Origin of the sequence: Leucobacter chromiisoli, assembly GCF_016522505.1 — a bacterium.
GTDB classification, from domain to species: Bacteria; Actinomycetota; Actinomycetes; order Actinomycetales; family Microbacteriaceae; genus Leucobacter; species Leucobacter chromiisoli.
Window position 1 is genome coordinate 41,512 of sequence record NZ_JAEHOH010000007.1, and the last position, 18,396, is coordinate 59,907.

The 18,396-nt window shown below is 67.7% G+C and carries 23 protein-coding genes and 1 pseudogene; 10 read left to right on the plus strand and 14 right to left on the minus strand.

What is annotated here, in order from left to right; translation table 11 throughout:
• The first annotated feature begins 54 nt into the window (after nt 1–54).
• The 5 genes from JD276_RS05995 (at nt 55) to JD276_RS06015 (ending at nt 4,641) form a co-directional block, all read left to right on the plus strand.
• Nucleotides 55–1,062, plus strand: coding sequence for a DNA-processing protein DprA (locus JD276_RS05995; protein ID WP_017883928.1), 1,008 nt, complete (start codon nt 55–57; stop codon nt 1,060–1,062).
• 164 nt (nt 1,063–1,226) lie between these two features.
• Nucleotides 1,227–1,715: a hypothetical protein gene (locus tag JD276_RS06000; RefSeq protein ID WP_233615414.1), complete on the plus strand. Its 489-nt coding sequence runs from the start codon at nt 1,227–1,229 to the stop codon at nt 1,713–1,715.
• Nucleotides 1,712–3,544 (plus strand): TraM recognition domain-containing protein, encoded by a 1,833-nt coding sequence (locus tag JD276_RS06005; RefSeq protein ID WP_017883930.1) that lies wholly within the window; start codon nt 1,712–1,714, stop codon nt 3,542–3,544. The genes JD276_RS06000 and JD276_RS06005 overlap by 4 nt, the downstream gene beginning before the upstream one ends.
• Before the next feature lie 39 nt (nt 3,545–3,583).
• A complete protein-coding gene (locus tag JD276_RS06010; protein WP_024356176.1) occupies nt 3,584–4,027 on the plus strand; it encodes a single-stranded DNA-binding protein in 444 nt (147 codons plus the stop codon).
• Between the two features lie 20 nt (nt 4,028–4,047).
• Nucleotides 4,048–4,641 (plus strand): hypothetical protein, encoded by a 594-nt coding sequence (locus JD276_RS06015; RefSeq protein ID WP_024356177.1) that lies wholly within the window; start codon nt 4,048–4,050, stop codon nt 4,639–4,641.
• 82 nt (nt 4,642–4,723) lie between these two features.
• Here the strand turns inward: JD276_RS06015 and JD276_RS06020 are convergent, their stop codons facing one another.
• The 7 genes and pseudogenes from JD276_RS06020 to nrdH all read right to left on the minus strand — a co-directional run bounded on the left by JD276_RS06020 (nt 4,724) and on the right by nrdH (nt 10,597).
• The gene (locus tag JD276_RS06020; RefSeq protein ID WP_051066173.1) at nt 4,724–4,930 is read right to left on the minus strand and encodes a helix-turn-helix domain-containing protein; all 207 of its coding nucleotides are present in this window, start codon (nt 4,928–4,930) and stop codon (nt 4,724–4,726) included.
• A gap of 52 nt (nt 4,931–4,982) precedes the next feature.
• On the minus strand, nt 4,983–5,975 hold the full coding sequence (locus JD276_RS06025; RefSeq protein ID WP_017883934.1) for a tyrosine-type recombinase/integrase: 993 nt from the start codon (nt 5,973–5,975) through the stop codon (nt 4,983–4,985).
• A 120-nt stretch (nt 5,976–6,095) separates the two neighbouring features.
• Nucleotides 6,096–6,296 (minus strand): annotated as a pseudogene (locus JD276_RS16455) (hypothetical protein); the annotation flags it as partial.
• Between the two features lie 361 nt (nt 6,297–6,657).
• Nucleotides 6,658–7,626 (minus strand): class 1b ribonucleoside-diphosphate reductase subunit beta, encoded by a 969-nt coding sequence (gene nrdF / locus JD276_RS06030; RefSeq protein ID WP_200114766.1) that lies wholly within the window; start codon nt 7,624–7,626, stop codon nt 6,658–6,660.
• Between the two features lie 118 nt (nt 7,627–7,744).
• Entirely contained in the window at nt 7,745–9,850 is a 2,106-nt protein-coding gene (nrdE, locus tag JD276_RS06035) for a class 1b ribonucleoside-diphosphate reductase subunit alpha (protein WP_233615417.1), read from the minus strand.
• Nucleotides 9,851–9,885: 35 nt separating this feature from the next.
• The gene (nrdI, locus tag JD276_RS06040) at nt 9,886–10,287 is read right to left on the minus strand and encodes a class Ib ribonucleoside-diphosphate reductase assembly flavoprotein NrdI (RefSeq protein ID WP_307866481.1); all 402 of its coding nucleotides are present in this window, start codon (nt 10,285–10,287) and stop codon (nt 9,886–9,888) included.
• 73 nt (nt 10,288–10,360) lie between these two features.
• Complete coding sequence (nrdH, locus tag JD276_RS06045) at nt 10,361–10,597, minus strand: glutaredoxin-like protein NrdH (protein WP_200114768.1); 237 nt, start codon at nt 10,595–10,597, stop codon at nt 10,361–10,363.
• 441 nt (nt 10,598–11,038) lie between these two features.
• Between nrdH and JD276_RS06050 the strand changes: the two genes are divergently transcribed.
• Nucleotides 11,039–11,356 carry a helix-turn-helix domain-containing protein gene (locus JD276_RS06050; RefSeq protein ID WP_200114769.1) on the plus strand — a complete coding sequence of 106 codons (318 nt, stop codon included), beginning with the start codon at nt 11,039–11,041 and terminating at the stop codon, nt 11,354–11,356.
• A gap of 100 nt (nt 11,357–11,456) precedes the next feature.
• Here JD276_RS06050 and JD276_RS06055 read toward each other — a convergent pair whose 3' ends face one another.
• Together JD276_RS06055 and rlmH are read right to left on the minus strand one after the other, a co-directional pair.
• Nucleotides 11,457–11,801, minus strand: a complete 345-nt coding sequence (locus tag JD276_RS06055; RefSeq protein ID WP_200114770.1) for a hypothetical protein — start codon at nt 11,799–11,801, stop codon at nt 11,457–11,459.
• Nucleotides 11,802–11,911: 110 nt separating this feature from the next.
• On the minus strand, nt 11,912–12,370 hold the full coding sequence (rlmH, locus tag JD276_RS06060) for a 23S rRNA (pseudouridine(1915)-N(3))-methyltransferase RlmH (RefSeq protein ID WP_200114771.1): 459 nt from the start codon (nt 12,368–12,370) through the stop codon (nt 11,912–11,914).
• 177 nt (nt 12,371–12,547) lie between these two features.
• Between rlmH and JD276_RS06065 the strand changes: the two genes are divergently transcribed.
• Nucleotides 12,548–12,877, plus strand: a complete 330-nt coding sequence (locus JD276_RS06065) for a DUF7882 family protein (RefSeq protein ID WP_200114772.1) — start codon at nt 12,548–12,550, stop codon at nt 12,875–12,877.
• A 76-nt stretch (nt 12,878–12,953) separates the two neighbouring features.
• Complete coding sequence (locus tag JD276_RS06070; RefSeq protein WP_200114773.1) at nt 12,954–13,262, plus strand: DUF7882 family protein; 309 nt, start codon at nt 12,954–12,956, stop codon at nt 13,260–13,262.
• A gap of 81 nt (nt 13,263–13,343) precedes the next feature.
• Here JD276_RS06070 and JD276_RS06075 read toward each other — a convergent pair whose 3' ends face one another.
• The gene (locus tag JD276_RS06075; protein ID WP_200114774.1) at nt 13,344–13,583 is read right to left on the minus strand and encodes a hypothetical protein; all 240 of its coding nucleotides are present in this window, start codon (nt 13,581–13,583) and stop codon (nt 13,344–13,346) included.
• Between the two features lies 1 nt (nt 13,584).
• Nucleotides 13,585–13,848, minus strand: a complete 264-nt coding sequence (locus tag JD276_RS06080) for a GlsB/YeaQ/YmgE family stress response membrane protein (protein ID WP_200114775.1) — start codon at nt 13,846–13,848, stop codon at nt 13,585–13,587.
• Nucleotides 13,849–14,197: 349 nt separating this feature from the next.
• On the opposite strand from JD276_RS06080, the gene JD276_RS06085 reads away from it, so the two are divergent.
• Both JD276_RS06085 and JD276_RS06090 read left to right on the plus strand, forming a co-directional pair.
• Complete coding sequence (locus JD276_RS06085; protein ID WP_200114776.1) at nt 14,198–14,410, plus strand: hypothetical protein; 213 nt, start codon at nt 14,198–14,200, stop codon at nt 14,408–14,410.
• A gap of 6 nt (nt 14,411–14,416) precedes the next feature.
• Nucleotides 14,417–15,541, plus strand: coding sequence for a carboxylate-amine ligase (locus tag JD276_RS06090; protein WP_200114777.1), 1,125 nt, complete (start codon nt 14,417–14,419; stop codon nt 15,539–15,541).
• A 35-nt stretch (nt 15,542–15,576) separates the two neighbouring features.
• On the opposite strand, the gene JD276_RS06095 is transcribed toward JD276_RS06090, so the two are convergent.
• From JD276_RS06095 to JD276_RS06105, 3 genes are all read right to left on the minus strand, one after another.
• The gene (locus JD276_RS06095; protein ID WP_200114778.1) at nt 15,577–16,458 is read right to left on the minus strand and encodes an SDR family oxidoreductase; all 882 of its coding nucleotides are present in this window, start codon (nt 16,456–16,458) and stop codon (nt 15,577–15,579) included.
• 99 nt (nt 16,459–16,557) lie between these two features.
• The gene (locus JD276_RS06100; protein ID WP_200114779.1) at nt 16,558–16,824 is read right to left on the minus strand and encodes a Rho termination factor N-terminal domain-containing protein; all 267 of its coding nucleotides are present in this window, start codon (nt 16,822–16,824) and stop codon (nt 16,558–16,560) included.
• Nucleotides 16,825–16,962: 138 nt separating this feature from the next.
• On the minus strand, nt 16,963–18,189 hold the full coding sequence (locus JD276_RS06105) for a pyridoxal phosphate-dependent aminotransferase (protein WP_200114780.1): 1,227 nt from the start codon (nt 18,187–18,189) through the stop codon (nt 16,963–16,965).
• Between the last annotated feature and the right edge of the window lie 207 nt (nt 18,190–18,396).

The following is an 18,396-nucleotide window of genomic DNA, read 5'->3' on the forward strand; positions in this document are numbered from 1 at the left end:
GTGTCCGCCTGGCGCACCTGTCCTCTGACAGTGACGGCGGTGCAGGAGGCGGTAATGAGCGAGTACACGGCAGACACGATCGCGCGGATCACGCTCGCCGTGCTCACCGAGCCCGGTGATCCGGTCACCGGGCAGCTCGTGCAGGCCATCGGCGTCACGGAGACGCTCGCGTTGATCCGCGACCCAGGCGCAGCGATCCCGTCACAGGTCGACCCTGTGGCCGGGGTGAGGTGGCGGCAGCAGGCCGCCTCGTTGCAGAAGGACGCGCTCACCGATGAGCTGATCGGCCTGACCGAGCGCCACGGCCTGCGCATCCTCACCCCGCACCGCCCCGGCTGGCCCACAGCCCTCGCAGACCTCGGCCACGCCGCACCGCTGGCGCTGTGGGCGAAGGGCAACCCGGAACTGCTCACCGCCTCGCTCTCGTCCCGGGTGACGATCACCGGCGCCCGCGCCGCCACCGGCTATGGGGTGCAGGTCACTCGTGAGTTCGCGTGGCAGCTCGCAGCGTCGCCGCGCATCCTCGTCTCGGGCGGCGCCTACGGCATCGACGCCGAAGCCCACCGCGCCGCCCTCACTGCGCGTTCGGCATCTACGATCGCGGTGCTCGCGGGTGGCCTGGATCGGCCGTATCCGCAGGCGCACGATGACCTGTTCCGCCGCATCACCGATCAGGGTGGCCTCCTCCTTTCCGAGGCCGCGCCAGGATATGCGCCGACGAAGGGCCGGTTCGAGGCACGTTCGCGTCTGCTCGCTGCCCTCTCCGCCGCGACGGTGATCCCGGAAGCCGGGGCACGGTCGGGAAGCCTCCGGGTCGCGGTCGCCGCCTACGAACTCGGCCGCCAGCTCGGCGCGATCCCTGGGCCGATCACCTCCGCGAACTCAGCCGGCTGCCACCGGCTCCTCGCCGAAGGCCTCGCAGAAGTCACCACGAGCGTCGGAGATGTCGAAGCGATGCTCGACCCGACGCCAGCGGCGTACCAGCTCCCGCCGGCATATCAGTCGGCCGCCCGCCGCACCGCCCCAGACCCAGGCCGCGGCGCGGGCCGGCCAGCGCTCTGAACCCCGGCGCTCATCACTGCCATCCACGTCGCGCCGTCCTGGGTGTGTGTCTTCCGGCCCGATGGCACCCCTTGCCTCGGGCCGATCTCTGCCTGCCCGTCTTATGAAGGAGACCCTGTATGTCGAAGCGTGATCGCTCGAACCCTGCTGATCCGTCCGTGGTGATGGTGCGCATCGTCGTCGCCGAGGACGGCACCCTGGCCGTCACGGTCGACGGGGCGCCGTTTCTGCCGCCGGAGTTCTCCCCGCCGTGGCGGCGGGGATCGTTCCCGGCGATCGTGGACGCGATCCGCGAGCAGACCGACTGCACGATCCGCGTCGACGTCATCGAAACCGACGGCCGCACGATGACCGACTTCTACACCCCGCGCCCGCGCCGCACCCCACAACCAGAGGCGCAGCCGGTGCAACAGGTTCCGCCCGTGGCCGCGGTGCCGGTGCCGGTGGTGCCGCGTCTGGTGCAGTTCGCGGGGTCGGGGATGGTGCCGGGCGAGGATGTCGCGGTCGCGATCGTCATCGCGCACACCGAGACAGGGCCCGACGGCATCGCCCGCGCCCTGATCGATTCCCGCTACCTCGACCACGCGCCCACCAATGAAGTGATTCTCCTCGGCCGGATCTCTGCCACCGTCTGCATCGGGGCACCGCAGTGACCTCCCCGATCCGCCCGACGGGGAGCCTCGGCGACGAACTCACCAACGCCGCCCTCGTAGGGCTCGCCACCCTCGCCGTCATCGCGGTGATCCTCCGGGCTGCGGGCAGTGTCACCGCGTTCCTCACCGGCACCCCGCAACCCGATACCGGGTTCGGCGCCGGGGCCGGGGTGCTCCTGCACCCCGGCGCCCCTGGCGCCGCACTCGGCGCGCCGGGCCTGAACCCGGTCGTGTACTGGGTCATCGCCGGCACCATGATCTTCACCGCCGGGGCTGCGGCCTGGCGGGGGTGGACGGCGATCCGGCAGCACGGCCGCCGGCAGGCGATGGACCCGTACCGGATCGCCGGGATCGCCACCCGCGCCGAAGTCGCGAAAGCGGGATCTCCGCGCGCGCTCCTGGCTCGGGCGGGGAACCTGCGCCCGTCGCTCGAGAACCCTGAGCCTTCAGAGGTCGGGTACCGGCTCGGGGTGTCGCGCGGGGTCGAGGTGTGGGCGTCGGTCGAAGACTCGATCCTGCTGATCGGGCCGCCCCGCTCCGGGAAGGGCGTGCACATCGTCATCAACTCGATCCTCACCGCCCCCGGCGCGGTCGTCACCACGTCCACTCGTCCGGACAACGTGACCGCCACGATCCGGGCCAGGGAGAAGGTGGGGCCGGTGGCGGTGTTCGATCCGCAGCACCTCGCCGACGGCATCCCCGCCGGGCTCCGCTGGTCGCCCGTCAGAGGCTGCACCGATCCCCTCACCGCGATGATTCGCGCCGCAGGGCTCGCCTCCGCCACCGGGCTCGGGAAAGGCGGGGTCGAGGGCGGAGACTTCTGGGAAGCGAAAACCCGTGTTGCGCTCCAATGTCTGCTCCACGCCGCCGCCCTCGACCAGCGGCAGCCCGCCGACCTGTTCCGGTGGACGCTCGACCCCGCAGCCGCCGGCGACGCCGTATCGATCCTCGCCACCCACCCGCAAGCCGCGGGCGGGTGGGCGGAGGCGTTGCAGGCGATGATCGACGCGGACCCGCGTACCAGGGATTCGATCTGGCAGGGCGTCTCCCTCGCCCTCGCCGCCCTCGCCGACCCCCGCGTGCTCGATGCCGTCACCCCCGGCCCCGACGAGGTATTCAACCCCGAAGACTTCCTCGCGAAGAAGGGCACCCTGTACCTGCTGGCGACCGCGGCCGGGGCGAACAACAGCGCCCCGCTGGTCGCAGCGCTCATCGAAGACGTAGTCGAGGCAGCCCGCCGCCTCGCCGCACGCTCCGCAGGCGCACGACTCGATCCGCCCCTGCTGCTCTGCTTGGACGAGGTCGCGAACCTCAGCCCGTTGCCGTCGTTGCCGACGCTCATGGCCGAAGGCGGCGGCACAGGGATCACGACCATGCCGGTCTTGCAGTCGCTTGCGCAGGCGCGGGAGCAGTGGTCGGAGCACGCGGCCTCCGCGATCTGGGATGCCGCGATCGTGAAGATCGTCCTCGGCGGCGCCTCCAACAGCCGCGACCTCCAAGACCTCTCAACCCTGATTGGGGAACGCGATGAGATCACCGACTCCACCACCGTCGGCGACCACGGCACCCGCTCCGCGCAACGCTCGATCCGCCGCGTACCGATCATGCCGCCCGACGCGATCCGCCGACTCCCGTTCGGCACCGGCCTCGTGCTGCTGCGCGCGGCACCGCCGATCGTGGCACGCCTGCGCTCCTGGAACCAGCGCGCCGACGGGAAACAACTCGTAGCCGACCGCCGCGCGGTCGAAGCAAAACTCCATTACCGGCAGGCCAACACCCAGCCGGGCGCGGACGATCCGTCAGGCAGAGAAGGTGCACCTGTTTCGTAGAGCCGTGATGGGCGCGGCCGTGAAGCAGGAGGCGAAATCGTGTCGATCCCGACCAAGACCTCGTTGTCAGGGTTCATCGCAACCACCCCGCATCCCTCGTCCACGAAGAGCGGGGTGCCGCGCATGTTCGCCCGCGTGGGCAAGCCCCGCTACCGGCGTGAGGAGGACGGCACATTCACGGAGCTCGAACCCTCGTTCCATGACCTCGTCGCGTTCGGGGAGAGCGCCGTGCGCGCACTGTCGACGCTGCAGAAGCACGACAACTTCGTCGCCGAGGGGCGCGTGAATCGCCGAACCATCGAGCGAGACGGTGTGCCGACCGAGATCGAGCAGTTCATCGTCTCGAAGATCGGCCCCGACGCCGCCCGCACCACCTTCACGATGGATCGCAGCCAGCGCGCCAGCCGAACCGTCGAACGCACCAGCACCGCTGCCCGAGGCACTGAGCGGAGCACGTCGCCGGTGTTCGCCAGGGCCATGTGAACCGGGAAGGGGACCCCGCCATGAACATCGACGCGCCCGCCGACGAGGAAGGCTTCGACCCCGAAGAACTCGAGGAGGAGGACGACGGCACTGACCCGCTCAGCACTGTCTCTCTGCCGATCACCCCGAAGCCGATCAACTGGCATCTCCTGCGCTCGCACGAAGCCGAACAAGAATGGCTCGATCTGAACCAGTGGGTGAACCAGCTCCGCGAGACCTATGGGCTGCCCGCGTCGGTAGTGCCGCCGTTCTGGCATCGGCATCCCGAACTCGTCTGGGAGCTCTCTGCGCTGCACACGCATTGGCTGTGCAGCTACGACCCCGAACAGGACGGGTCGGGGCCGATCGCGTGGCACACCGATTTCGCGCTCGCCCGCGAACGGCTCCGCGAATGGGTGGCCACCTGCGGCACCCGCCTGGATCGCGACCGGCCAACTCGGCAGACCACCTGGCCTGGTGAGGTTGCGCAGGCACCGATTGAGGATGAGGTAATCCCGGATCGGGACGCTGACTTCATCACGTTCGTCTCTGCCGACGCCGCCCGTCGCGCCCAGATCGAAGAGGAAACGATCGCCGCCGCGGTCGCGGCCGCAAAGGGTTCGAAGTCTCAATGATCCCGGCCGGCACCCGTGGTTGGACTCCCGGCCAACACGAAAGGGAGGAACGTCCGCCAGGACCGTTCCTCCCTTTTCACTTCTATCGCGTCGATGGAATCTCGACCAGCAATCGTTCTTCCAGCTCCTTCATGTCGACTCGGATCAGGCGTCCCACACGGTACCCAGTAACCGTGCCGTCCGAGATCCGCCGGCGTAGCGTCTTCACGGACACCCCGAATCTCACCGCGGCCTCTGCCAACGGGACCAGGTTCTCGACGGGCACTTTTGTTCGAGATTGACGAACCATGTCAACACCTCTCCTTCTCTGTCGTCACATGGGTTCATCCCATAGGTGCCCTTCACGAATCCCGGGCCGCACCGCTACTACCGTTCTCAGGCAGTGCGGAGGTGATGGCAGCCTCGACACGGCGACTCATTCGACAGGCGAGTTCTCGATCTCTCGTCATCGTGGCGTGCTGGTATCGCAACACGATCCTCATATCCGAGTGCCCGCCCCGACGCATCAGCTCAGCCAACGTGGCACCCTCTTGAGCGAACAGCGTCAGACCGGTGTGGCGCAGATCGTGGAAGCGAAACCTTGGGGGCAGCCCAGCGACGTTGTCACGGACGTCACCCCAGATGAACCCCCAGCGAGTGTTGGAAAGGGGCATGCTTCCGCGAGGGCTTGCCGGCACCAAGGGCGCTTTGGCCTCCGGCGCGACGCGCGACAGAAGGTGCTCGCGCAGGCGATCAACCATCAGATCTGGGACGCTGAGCGATCGCTTGCCTGCGTCGCTCTTCAGATCTGTGTAGTCCCCGGTGTTCGCGTTCAGCTGTCGACGTACGTGCAGCGTGGCGCTCCCGTCTGGGTACCATTCAACGTCTCGGCGTTGGAGTCCGAGGCACTCGCCTCGCCGCAACTGGCACCACGCGGCCAGCAGCACCATGATCGACCACTCAGGGGGTGCCGCCGCATACAAAGCTTCAACCTGTTCGGGTGCGATCACGTCCTCGCTGGCATCGTGGTCGGCATCGTGTCGCACCGGCTCTTGACGTGGAATCGAGACGTTCGGAGCCGCAGGAGTGATGCCGTCCCGTGCCGCCTGTCGCAAGATCATCATCAATACGATCAAGACCGGACGCGTGACGCCGTTGAACTTCGACCTCGGATTCAACGGCGATGGGATCTTGTCGAGGCGTTCTGTCATGACGCGAATCCGGGCCTCGTCGATGTCACGGATTGGAGTGTTCTCGAACTCTGGCACCAGATAGCCCGTGACTTTGCTCTGGTAAGAGCGGACGGTGCCGACGGCACGCTTCTTACCGCTGCGGTTCGGCTCCGTGCGGATCATTGCAAGCCAACGCTCCGAGTACTCCGAGAACCCGACCGCGCGCGCCTGATCCGCAGCTGCTTCCGCGCGACGACGTGCAGCCACTGCGGACGGAGGCTGCCAGTCGCCGCGAGCAATCTTCGTGTGAGCGCCTGCGAGCCAGGTGCGAGCATCCGTCTTGGTAAGGAACGTCAGCGGTTTGTCGTCGTCGGTTCGCGCAGTGTAAATCTCCCCGTCAGGCGCCGGATAGCGAGCCTGCCATCGCCCCGAAGGGAGCTTTCGCAGGCTTCCCCAGGTCTCACGCTTTGTAGTTGGCCTCTTCTGCTCCGTGACGCTCATCATGCCCTCCCGTGGCCGCAAACGGACTGTTGCGGACGGTCGTGCCACTTCGTGCCACTAGGCACCTGGATCAGCCCAGATCCGCATGATTCTGCGGTTCCGAGCGAGCCTGAAACGTCCTCGCTGGCACGTTGTGGCACGGCCTCGGTGACCTCTCGAACCTGCTTTCCGTCCGGGAACCCACCCCGCTCTGGTCTGGCAGGTGCGCCCGTGCCACCTCCGTGCCACTCCGACTGGATACTGATGTGCATTTCCGTCCTCCTCTGTTCATCAGGAGGTGGCATGAAAAGAGGCCCGGAACTGCAGAATCCTGCAGTTCCGGGCCTCTCATCAGCCCTCACGGGCCTGGGGCTACATCAACGACTCAGAAGTCCCAGTCCTCATCCTCGGTCGCAACGGCCTTGCCGATCACATAGCTCGACCCCGACCCCGAGAAGAAGTCGTGGTTCTCGTCGGCGTTCGGCGACAGCGACGACAGGATCGCCGGGTTGACGTCAGTCATCTCCTTCGGGAACATTGGCTCGTAGCCCAGGTTCATGAGCGCCTTGTTCGCGTTGTAGTGGAGGAACTTCTTGACGTCCTCGGTGAGGCCGACGCCGTCGTAGAGATCCTGCGTGTAGAGCACCTCGTTCTCGTAGAGGTCGTACAGCAGTGAGAAGGTGTAGTCCTTGAGCTCCTGGCGGCGCTCCTCGGTCTCGGTCTCGAGACCCTTCTGGAACTTGTAGCCGATGTAGTAGCCGTGCACGGCCTCGTCGCGGATGATGAGGCGGATCAGGTCGGCCGTGTTCGTGAGCTTCGCGTGGCTCGACCAGTACATCGGCAGATAGAAGCCCGAGTAGAAGAGGAACGACTCGAGCAGCGTCGAGGCGACCTTGCGCTTCAGCGGATCATCGCCCTCGTAGTAGTCGACGATGATCTTGGCCTTCTTCTGCAGGTTCGGGTTCTCGACCGACCAGCGGAAGGCGTCGTCGATCTCCTGCGTCGAGCACAGCGTCGAGAAGATCGACGAGTAGCTCTTCGCGTGCACCGACTCCATGAACGCGATGTTGGTGTACACCGCCTCCTCGTGGGGGGTGATCGCGTCGGGGATCAGCGAGACGGCGCCCACCGTCCCCTGGATCGTGTCGAGCAGCGTGAGGCCGGTGAACACGCGCATCGTGAGCAACTGCTCCTCGGGGGTGAGCGTCGTCCAGGACTGCACGTCGTTCGACAGCGGCACCTTCTCCGGCAGCCAGAAGTTGTTGACGAGCCGGTTCCAGACCTCGAGGTCCTTGTCGTCCTGGATCCGGTTCCAGTTGATCGCCTGCACCACATGGCCCAGCTTGAAGTTCATCGTTTCCTTCTTCTCAGCTCGCGGCTCCTGCATCCGGCCGCTTGTTCAGTTCGGGATCGGGGTGGACAGGCCCCCGCGAACCGAGAGCGCCGGCGAACCGGTGCCCTCGACGCTCACGCTATAGCATGCAGCTGACGCACTCCGACATGTCCGTGCCCTCGAGTGCGAGCTGGCGCAGGCGGATGTAGTAGATCGTCTTGATCCCCTTGCGCCACGCGTAGATCTGCGCCTTGTTGATGTCGCGCGTGGTGGCGGTGTCCTTGAAGAACAGCGTCAGCGACAGGCCCTGATCGACGTGCTGCGTGGCCGCGGCGTAGGTGTCGATGATCTTCTCGGGGCCGATCTCGTACGCGTCCTCGTAGTACTCGAGGTTGTCGTTCGTCAGGAAGGGTGCCGGGTAGTAGACCCGGCCCAGCTTGCCCTCCTTGCGGATCTCGATCTTCGACGCGATCGGGTGGATCGAGCTCGTCGAGTTGTTGATGTACGAGATCGAACCGGTGGGCGGCACCGCCTGCAGGTTCTGGTTGTAGATGCCGTGCTGCTGCACGCTCGCCTTCAGCTCGCGCCAATCGTCCTGGGTCGGGATCTCGACGCCGGCCGAGGCGAACAGCTCGCGCACGCGCCCGGTCACGGGCTCCCACGGCTGATCCGTGTACTTGTCGAAGAACTCGCCCGAGGCGTACTTCGAATCCTCGAATCCCTCGAAGCGCTGCCCGCGCTCCATCGCGATGCGGTTCGAGGCCTTCAGCGCGTGGAACAGGATCGTGTAGAAGTAGATGTTCGTGAAGTCGACGCCCTCTTCGCTGCCGTAGTGGATGCGCTCGCGGGCGAGGTAGCCGTGCAGGTTCATCTGGCCGAGGCCGATGGCGTGCGACTTGTCGTTGCCGTCCTCGATCGAGCGCACCGACGTGATGTGGCTCATGTCGCTCACCGCGGTGAGCGCGCGGATCGCCAGGTCGACGCTCTCGCCGAAGCGGTCGCCGTCCATCATCATGGCGATGTTCATCGAGCCGAGGTTGCAGGAGATGTCCTTGCCGATGACGTCGTAGCTGAGATCCTCGTTGTAGGTGGTCGGGGTGTTGACCTGCAGGATCTCGGAGCAGAGGTTCGACATGTTGATGCGGCCCTTGATGGGGTTCGCATTGTTCACCGTGTCCTCGAACACGATGTAGGGGTACCCCGACTCGAACTGCAGCTCGGCGATGGTCTGGAAGAAGTGCCGCGCGTTGATCTTCGTCTTCTTGATGCGCGCGTCGTCGACCATCTCGTGGTACTTCTCGGTGATCGAGAGGTCGCCAAAGGGGACCCCGTACACCCGCTCGACGTCGTAGGGGGAGAACAGGTACATGTCCTCGCCCTTCTTCGCGAGCTCGAAGGTGATGTCGGGGATCACGACGCCGAGGGAGAGGGTCTTGATGCGGATCTTCTCGTCGGCGTTCTCGCGCTTCGTGTCGAGGAACCGCATGATGTCCGGGTGGTGCGCCGACAGGTAGACCGCCCCGGCGCCCTGACGGGCCCCGAGCTGGTTGGCGTAGCTGAAGCTGTCCTCCAGGAGCTTCATCACGGGGATGATGCCCGAGGACTGGTTCTCGATCTTCTTGATGGGGGCGCCGGCCTCGCGGATGTTCGAGAGGGACAGCGCGACGCCGCCGCCGCGCTTGGACAGCTGCAGCGACGAGTTGATCCCGCGCGAGATCGACTCCATATTGTCCTCGATGCGCAGCAGGAAGCAGGACACCAGCTCGCCGCGCTGGGCCTTGCCGAGGTTGAGGAACGTGGGGGTCGCCGGCTGGAACCTGCCGGCGATGATCTCGCGGACGAGACCGCGTGCCAGCTCATGGTCGCCCTGGGCGAGGCCGAGCGCGACCATCACGACGCGATCCTCGAAGCGCTCGAGGTAGCGCTTGCCGTCGAAGGTCTTCAGCGCGTACGAGGTGAAGAACTTGAACGCGCCGAGGAAGGTGGGGAAGCGGAACTTCATCGCGAACGCCTCGTCGCGGAGCTCCTCGACGAACGAGAGCGGGTACTGATCCAGCAGTTCCTTCTCGTAGTAGTCGTTGTCGATCAGGTAGCGCATGCGCTCTTCGAAGTTGTGGAAGAACACCATGTTCTGATTGACATGCTGCAGGAAGTACTGGCGCGCGGCCTCCCGATCCTTGTCGAACTGGATCTTGCCGTTCGCGTCGTACAGATTGAGCATCGCGTTCAGCGAGTGGTAATCCATCTCGCTGATCTTCGACGATTCGAGGCTCGTCTCCGTCAGTGTTGCTTCCAAAACTGTTCCAATCCCTCTCGAACGGCGTTGACGTCGTCCTCGGTCCCAAAGAGTTCGAATCGATACAGGTGCGGCACGCGGCACTTGCGAGCGATGATGTCGCCCGCGATCCCGTAGGCCTCACCGAAATTCGTGTTCCCCGCAGCTATAACGCCCCGGAGGTGCTTTCGATTCCGCTCATCGTTCAAGAATCTGATGACCTGCTTCGGCACCGCACGGGTCTCCGGCCCGCCGCCGTAGGTCGGCACGATGAGCACGAAGGGTTCGTCCACCACCAGCGGCTCATCCTTCGCATAGAGCGGGATGCGCACCGCCGGCTGGCCGAGCTTCTGCACGAAACGGTGCGTGTTCCCCGATGCGCTCGAGAAATAGACCAGATCCGCCACAGCCGCCCCCTTCAGCCTCGTCTCCATAGAGAAAATCGCCCGCGACCGGCCAGCCGCGGGCGATCGAGCAGCGTCAGTCGGCGAGACGGCCGGCGAGCTCCGAGATCTTGTCGGGGCGGAAGCCCGACCAGTGCTCGTCCTCAGTGACCACCACGGGCGCCTGGAGGTAGCCCAGCTCCTTGACCGTCTCAAGCGCCGTCTCGTCCTGCGAGAGGTCGAGAACGTTGTACTCGATCCCCTTGCTGTCGAGCGCCCGGTAGGTCGCCGTGCACTGCACGCACGACGGCTTGGTGTACACCGTGATCGCCATTTCACGCCCTTCGTCAAAATCTGCCGCGCCCCGTTCGAGGCACTACATATAGTGAACCACACTGCCGCCGACCACAAGATGCTGTAGTTACAGCTGTGTAGTTTTCCACGCCGTTTCCACCGGGAGGCAGCTCGGATTGGGGAGAACTTTCGGCACCATTCCGCCCCTCTTCCCCGGTTATCCACAAGGGCGAGGCGGCGAAAGAAAATTGCCCACACACCCCGCTCCGGCGTGTCGCATGGATTCCTCGCCGGGCCTGCGCGACATCCCGCACCCGAACTCCCGCCGGCGAGATGAGCCGTGCGCGTGCTCTCACACGAGAACCATCTCATACGCATTGTGACCTCACAGGCGAGACACTGGTCCTGGACGATCTGAGCGTCCGGGCTTCGAGCGCATTCGCCTCTGGATTCTCCCCCGCGCGGGCACGAACATACACTCATGGACATTCCCCTCTCCCGCCTCCCCGCACGCGCGGTGGGGGCGCGCGTGCGCGAGATCCGACTGGCCCTGGGCATCAGCCAGAACGATCTGGCCGAACTCGCGTTGCTGCACTCGTCGAATCTGGGGAAGATCGAGCGCGGCGAGGCCAACCCGAACCTCGACACGCTGACCCGCATCGCCACGGCGTTGAACACGACCGTGTCGGATCTGACGCGGTACGTCACTGCCGAGCACGTCGCACCACGGGAGCGCCGGGTCACGGCGGCCGACCTGATCCGCGCCCGCGGGCTGAGCGCCGAAGCGCACGACCCCTGAACGGGGAGCTGCGGCATGCGGCCGAGGCGCGACGAACATCTCCGGCGCCGCGACGAGCACCGCCGGCACAGGCGCGGCGGGCCTCGACGCGTCCGTCTCTCTAGAGCGCGATCGGCCACAGCAGCTCCGTCCCGTCGGCGTGGAACCACCGCAGCACCAGCATCGAGTCGGCGCTGACCACCGCTTCGTCGGCGTGCACCCCGCGCAGCACCACGCGGAGCCGCTCCCCGGGGTGCACGGTGCGCGGCAGGGACAGGCCGAGCAGTCCTCCGCCCGCCAGGAAGAACCTCACCCCTCGCAGCGGCTCGGGCCCGCAGTGCTCGAACTCGATCACACCGCTGTCCGAACGGCTCGCGACGCGCCAGGGTACGGCGGCGGCCGGCCGGGCACCGGGGTCCACGCGCGGCGCCGGGCTCAGTCGGGTGGTGAGCCGGAACGGGTTCATGCGGACACCGTAGGCTCCGCCACCGACATCGACGGGTCGCCTCCCGACGGGGATCCCGCTCGGATGCCCCGAGCACGGAAGCGCCGTTCAGCACGACGGGCGAGGCCGCCTCAGACGTGGTGGTAGGGGCGTCCCGCCGCGATCTCCTGAGCCCGGTAGAGCTGCTCCGCGACGATCAGGCGCACGAGCTGGTGCGGGAAGACCAGTTTCGAGAGGCTCCACACGAAGTCCGCCCGGCTCCGCACCGCGTCGTCGACCCCGTAGGCCCCTCCGATGACGAGGGTGACCGGCCTTCCCCGCTCCAGCGCCCCCTGCAGCGCGCCCGAGAGCGCCGGCGAGTCGACGTTGCGCCCCCGCTCGTCCAGCAGCACGAGGAACTCGTCGCGCCCCACCTTCGCGAGGACGCGCTCGGACTCCTCCGCCCGCGCCGCCTCGCCGTCGCGCGAGGAGTGCGGCAGCAGCTGCCACTTCGTGTCGAACGGCTTCCGCAGCCGCTTCTCATAGCGCTCGATCCCCTCGGAGACCCAGCCCTCGTGCTTCCTGCCGATCGCGAGAATGCGCACACTCATGGGCACATTCTCCCAGCGCGGGATCGACGCAGGGGGCGACGCCGCCCCCGAAGGCTCCCGGCGGAGGAGCGAGCGGAGCGCCCGAACCCGCTCGGAACCCGCGAAATGTTCTGGTCAGCGGCGGGAAAGCCGCGCGTCGAAATGGCGGGAAGCCTCCCACCTGTGCAACCATTAGGCATGGGTTATCTCGTGTACGGAGCAGCCGTCGAGTATGAGATCGAAGACAGAGCCCTGGCCCACGCCAAAGTCGCGATCGGCATGAAGCTCAGGCGCCAGGAGTGCTTCTTCGTGAGCTGGTCCAACCCTGTCGAGAAGGGCAGCGGCCGGGTCTCGCTCTGGGTGTCTCCGAACATCCCGCTCATCTTCCGCTTCGCCGGCAGCCGAGCTCCCGAGCTCAACCAGACGTGGCTCGAGGTGCTGGGCGAACTCTCCCACACCCCGCGCGGCCTGATCCTCATCAGCGAGAAGGAGGCCGAATCGTACGCGGCCCGGAGGCAGGTCGAGTAGCCCGTAGGGAGCCGCAGCGGCGGCGTTCGGCACCGAGGCGCATCCGCGTCTCATCCACCACATCGAGGAGCACACCATGGGATACCTGCGTTACGGTCAGCACCAGCCCTTCCAGTTCGACGACCGTACGCTCACTCATCTCCGCGTGGTGATCACCGGCAAGTTCGTGCTCCAGGAGAGCTTCGTCTTCACCTGGACCGACGAAGGCCTGCAGCGCAGCATCTGGATGCATCCCTCTCACACCCTCACCTTCGAGTTCGAGTCCGCCGAGACCCCGCCCGTGAACCGGGAGTGGATCGAGCTGCTCATGGGCCTCGCCAACAGTCCCGCAGGGCTCCGACTCGCCAAGGAGCCCGAGGGCCACGGGCACGACTCCCACCACTGAGCGCTGAGCGCTTCCGGTGAGACGACAGGGGCGCCTCCACCTCGCAGTGGAGACGCCCCTGAGGCCGGCCCCCTCGGCCGCTCAATCCGGAGGATCGAGGGTGATGCGGGGCAGGCCCTCCTCGCCCTCTTCCTCCCCGGCCGTCTCGGCGGTCGCGGGCCCGTCGGGAGTCGCGCCGCCCTCGGTCGACCAGTCGCTCCCGACGTCGTCGCTGCGAGCCGGATCGCTCACGACATCGCTCTCCACAGGGGGCGCGTCGGTGCTCTCCACGGCCGGCTCAGCGGTGTCCTTCCGGCCTTCCTCGCGGCGTTCCTCGGTCATATCACTCCCTCCTGCGGCCCACGATGAGGCCGTAGATCAGCAGCACCACGATCGAGCCGCCGATGGCGAGCAGCCAGGTCTCGAGCGACCAGAAGCTGCCGAGGTCGGCCCCGAAGAGAAGAGAGCCGAGCCAGCCGCCCAGCATGGCGCCCACGACGCCCAGCAGGAGGGTGGCGATCCAGCCCCCGCCCTGGCGCCCGGGCAAGATGGCCTTCGCGATCGCACCGGCGATCAGTCCCAGGAGCAGGAATGCAAGAAATCCCATCTCCGCGTCTCCCTTCAGTCGAACCCCCGCATGAATTGCGAGGAGATGTGTTCCCGACGTTACGAGGATCGCGTTCCGCCCCCTAGGGGCTTGCGCGAACCGAGCCCGGTGAGGTAGTCGCCCGCGGAGCGGGCGGCGCCGAGCTCATGCCAGGCCGCTCGGTTCCAGAATCGTAGCGGGGCCGGAGGCGCCGTGTCGACCCCCTGACTCGCCCCTCGGCGGCAGGCTACCGTCGATGCACGGGCACGCACCCGTCGGGGCCTGCGCACGCCGTCCGCGACGGGAGCCGCGAGCCTCCGAGACGGAGTCGGCCGGTCGGCCGGCGGAAGAGATGCGGGGGAGGTCCACCATGAGCCGCATGTGGGAAGAGAACGAGGAGCTCGGCGCGGACGACGAGCTCGCCGTCACCGAGCACCGGGACGATGCCGGCCCCGAGCCGGACCCGGAGGAGCTCCGAGAGGAGACCACGGAGGAGGACGGTCGCCACGTGCTCGACGAGTTCGGGGAGGACGTCTCCTCGTCGCCCGCTCAGCGCGGCCACGACGTCGAAGACGAGGGATAGCGCGCCATGACCTCGAGCATCGACTCCGAGCTCAGAAACTTCGGCGTCGAGGAGGAGTACCTCATCCTCGACGCCGAATCCGGCACCCCCAGCAACCGTGCGGCCGATCTCATCCGATCCATGCCCGCCCTCCGCGAACGCGCCGAGCGCGAATACTTCGCGAGCCAGCTGGAGACGGCGACCTCCATCTGCCGCAGCGCTGAGGATGCCGAACGGGAGCTGCGGTACTTCCGGCAGTGCGCGTCGGAGGCGGCCGAGGAGCAGGGGGTCATCGTCGCCGGGACGGGTGTGCCGCCCGTCGGCGGCGAGCGCGCGGGCTCCGTCACCCCGAAACGGCGCTACTTCGAGCTCAACGCGACGATGCGCCGTGCCTCCGCGCACAGCTACAACACGGGCCTGCACGTTCACGTCGAGGTGCCCTCGCCGGACGCCGGAGTGGACGTCCTCGCTCGGATGGCGCCCTGGTCCCCGATCCTCCTCGCCATGACCACGAACTCCCCCATCTGGCAGGGACAGGTGATGGGGTTCGCGGGCTGGCGGCACATGCTCGGGAGGTCCTGGCCCCTCTGCGGGTATCCTCCCGAGTTCGCCAGCGGGGAGGAGTACGAGGAGCGGCTCAGCCGGTTGATCGCCAGCGGCACCCTGCTCGACCACGGCTCCGTCACCTGGACGGCCAGGCTCTCGAACCGCTTCCCCACCATCGAGCTCCGCATCGGCGATTCCCAGCTGTGGGCCGAGGACTCGGTGGCCTTCGCGGTGCTGGTGCGCGCGCTCGTCGACCGGTGCCTGCGGGATCGCGAGGCGGGGCTCCCCCGGCCGCGCGTGCTGCCGGAGATGCTGACCGGCGCGAACTGGATGGCGTCGCGCGACGGACTGGACGAGGGCATCCTCGACGTCGTGGGCGGCGAGCAGCTGCCCGCGATCGAGTTCGTGGATCTGCTGGTCGACGCCGTGGGCGAGGAGCTCGCCCGTTTCGGAGACGAGCAGCGGGTGAGCGACTTCGTGTCGCGGCTCCGCGCCCACGGCTCGGGGGCGAGGCGCCAGGTGCGGGCCTTCGAGCACGGCGGCCTGGCCGGCCTCCTCGACCTGTACGGGTCCGAGTTCGGCGCGGGCGACGCCGCCGCCTCGTAGGCCCGGGCGACTCGCCGGGCTACAGGTGCTGGGGCCTACAGGTGCTTGCCGCCGGTCACCGGGAGCACCGCGCCGGAGACGTACGAGGCCTCCTCGGAGGCGAGGTAGACGTATGCTCCGGCGAGCTCGGCCGGCTGACCGGGTCGGCCCAGCGGCGTGTCCTCCCCGAAGTGCTCGACCTTCTCGGTCCACCCCGTCGCGGGGATCAGGGGCGTCCAGATGGGGCCGGGAGCCACGGCGTTGACGCGCACGCCCCGCGCGCCCTGCTCCTCGGCGAGGGCGCGGGTGAAGGCGACGAGGGCCGCCTTGGTCATCGCGTAGTCGAGCAGGTCGGGGCTCGGCGAGAACGACTGGATCGATGCGGAGACGATGACGCTGGCGCCGGGCCGGAGATCCGGCGCCGCCTCGCGCATCAGCAGAATGGGGGCGACGAGGTTGGTCTCGAACACGCGCAGGATCTCCTCCCGCTCGATCGCGGCGTCGGGATCCCGCTTCGACTGCGTGCCCGCGTTGAGCACGAGCGTGTCGAGGCCGCCGAGCTCCGCGACCGTGCGCTCCACGACCTCGCGGCAGTGCTCCTCGAGGCGCAGATCGCCGGGGATCCGCACGCAGCGCCGTCCCGCCTCGGTCACGAGGCGCTCGGTCTCGAGGGCGTCCTCCTCCTCGGAGGGCAGGTAGGAGATCGCGACGTCGGCGCCCTCGCGGGCGAAGGCCACCGCGACGGCGCGGCCGATGCCCGAGTCGCCTCCCGTGATGAGGGCCCGCTGACCCGCCAGCCTGTCCGAGCCGCGGTAGCTCTCCTCGCCGTGGTCGGGCCGCGGCTGCATCGGCTCGGTCGTGCCCGGCTGCCCGCTCTGGTGCTGCAGCGGCATCGGCGGACGCGTGTACTTCGTTCTCGGATCGACGTTCGGTGACATGGCTCCTCCTCGGTTTGCGGATCTTCCCCCGCGCCCGTGCCCGTCAGGCGGGCACGGGGCGTCGGGATGCGGGCGACGGCTGCGGAGCGCAGCGGCGGATCAGTGGTTGCGCAGGAGGTCGATGAGTTCCTTCTTGCGCAGACGCGAGTACCCGGAGAGGCCCAGCTCCTTCGCGCGCTCCCGCAGCTCCGGGACGGTGCGCTCCTCGTAGTCCTCGGCCTTGCCGCCGCGCTTGCCCACCTTGCTGCGTCCGTCCCGGGCCGCCGCGTTCGAGATGCGAGCCGCCTTCTCCTCCGACGCCCCGTCCTCGCGGAGGCTCTCGTAGAGCTCGGGATCCTTGAGCTGCGGGCGACGTGACCTCGGCATGATGCGACCTCCCTTGGCGAATTGCCGGAGCGCGCAGCGGACGCGCGCCCCGTTCGTGTGCGATTCACACTAGGAACGGGGCCGTGCCGTTGCGAGCCCCTCGACAAGCGGCGCGCGCCCCGCTATCGTGAGCCGCGCTCAGTCGATCCTGACGGTCTCCAGGTACTCGGCGATGCGGCCGATCGCCTCGGTGAGCACCTCGACGCTCGGCAGCGTGACGAAGCGCACGTGATCCGGAGTCGGCAGGTTGAAGCCCCGCCCGTTCGTGATCATCACGCGGGTCGCGCGCATCAGCTGGATGACGAAGTGCTGGTCGTCGTGGATGTCGTAGCGCGCGGGGTCGAGGCGGGGGAACAGATACATCGCCCCGCCCGGCAGCTCGCAGGTGACCCCCGGGATCCCGGTGAGCAGGCGGTAGGCCGTGTCGCGCTGGTCGCAGAACCGACCGCCGGGGGCGCAGAGATCCGCGATCCCCGACCAGTTCGACGCGCTCGACAGCGCCACGGGGATCGCGTGCTGGCCCGGGACATTGGAGCACATGCGCATGTTCGCGAGCAGCGCGAGCCCCTCCAGGAAGTCGGTCGCGACGGAGCGGTCGCCGGAGGCGACGACCCACCCGGTCCGATAGCCGGCGACCCGCTGGATCTTGGACAGTCCGCTGAACGTGAGGCACAGCGTGTCGCGCGCGTGCCTCGCGGCGTGCTCGTGGATCGCGCCGTCGTAGAGGATGTGGTCGTAGATCTCGTCGGCCATCAGCACGAGGCCGTGCCGCTCGGCGAACCCCGCGAAGCCGCGCACCAGCTCGGGCGAGTAGACCGCGCCGGTGGGATTGTTCGGGTTGATGAGCACGACACCCTTGGTCCGCTCGGTCACGAGCTGCTCGAGCGCCCCGAGATCCGGCATCCACCCGTTCTGCTCGTCGCAGGGGTAGTGCACGGCGTGGCCGCCGGCGAGGGTCACCTGCGCGGTCCACAGCGGATAGTCGGGGGAGGGGATGAGGATCTCGTCACCCGGGCTGATCAGCGCCTGCAGCACGAGGGAGATGAGCTCGCTCACCCCGTTGCCGATGAGCACATCGTCGGGGCGCACCCCCTCCACCCCGAGCCTCGCGTAGTGCTCGGCCACCGCCTCGCGCGCCGGCAGGATGCCCCGGGAGTCGCTGTAGCCCTGCGCGTGCGGCAGCGACGCGCGCATCGCCTCGAGGATCTCGGGGGGCGCCTCGAACCCGAATGCCGCCGGATTGCCGATGTTCAGCCGCAGGATCTCGGAGCCCTCGCGCTCGAGGCGCTCGGCCTCCTGCAGGATGGGGCCGCGCACGTCGTAGCGAACGCCGCTGAGCTTGCTGGACTGGGTGATGGGACGCACAGAGCGATTATTTCACGCACGACATCATCTTCCGGGGCACGCGTACCGCATCGCCGGTCTCGCCCGTTACGCGACACCGCCGACGACCGTGTACGCCCCGACGCAGGCGCCCGTCGCATCGCGCGAGACCGCGAGGACCACGGTGCCGTAGGGCTCCCTCCACTCGCTGTGGACGCGATCGTGCTGCTCGTGAGCAAGCAGTTTCCG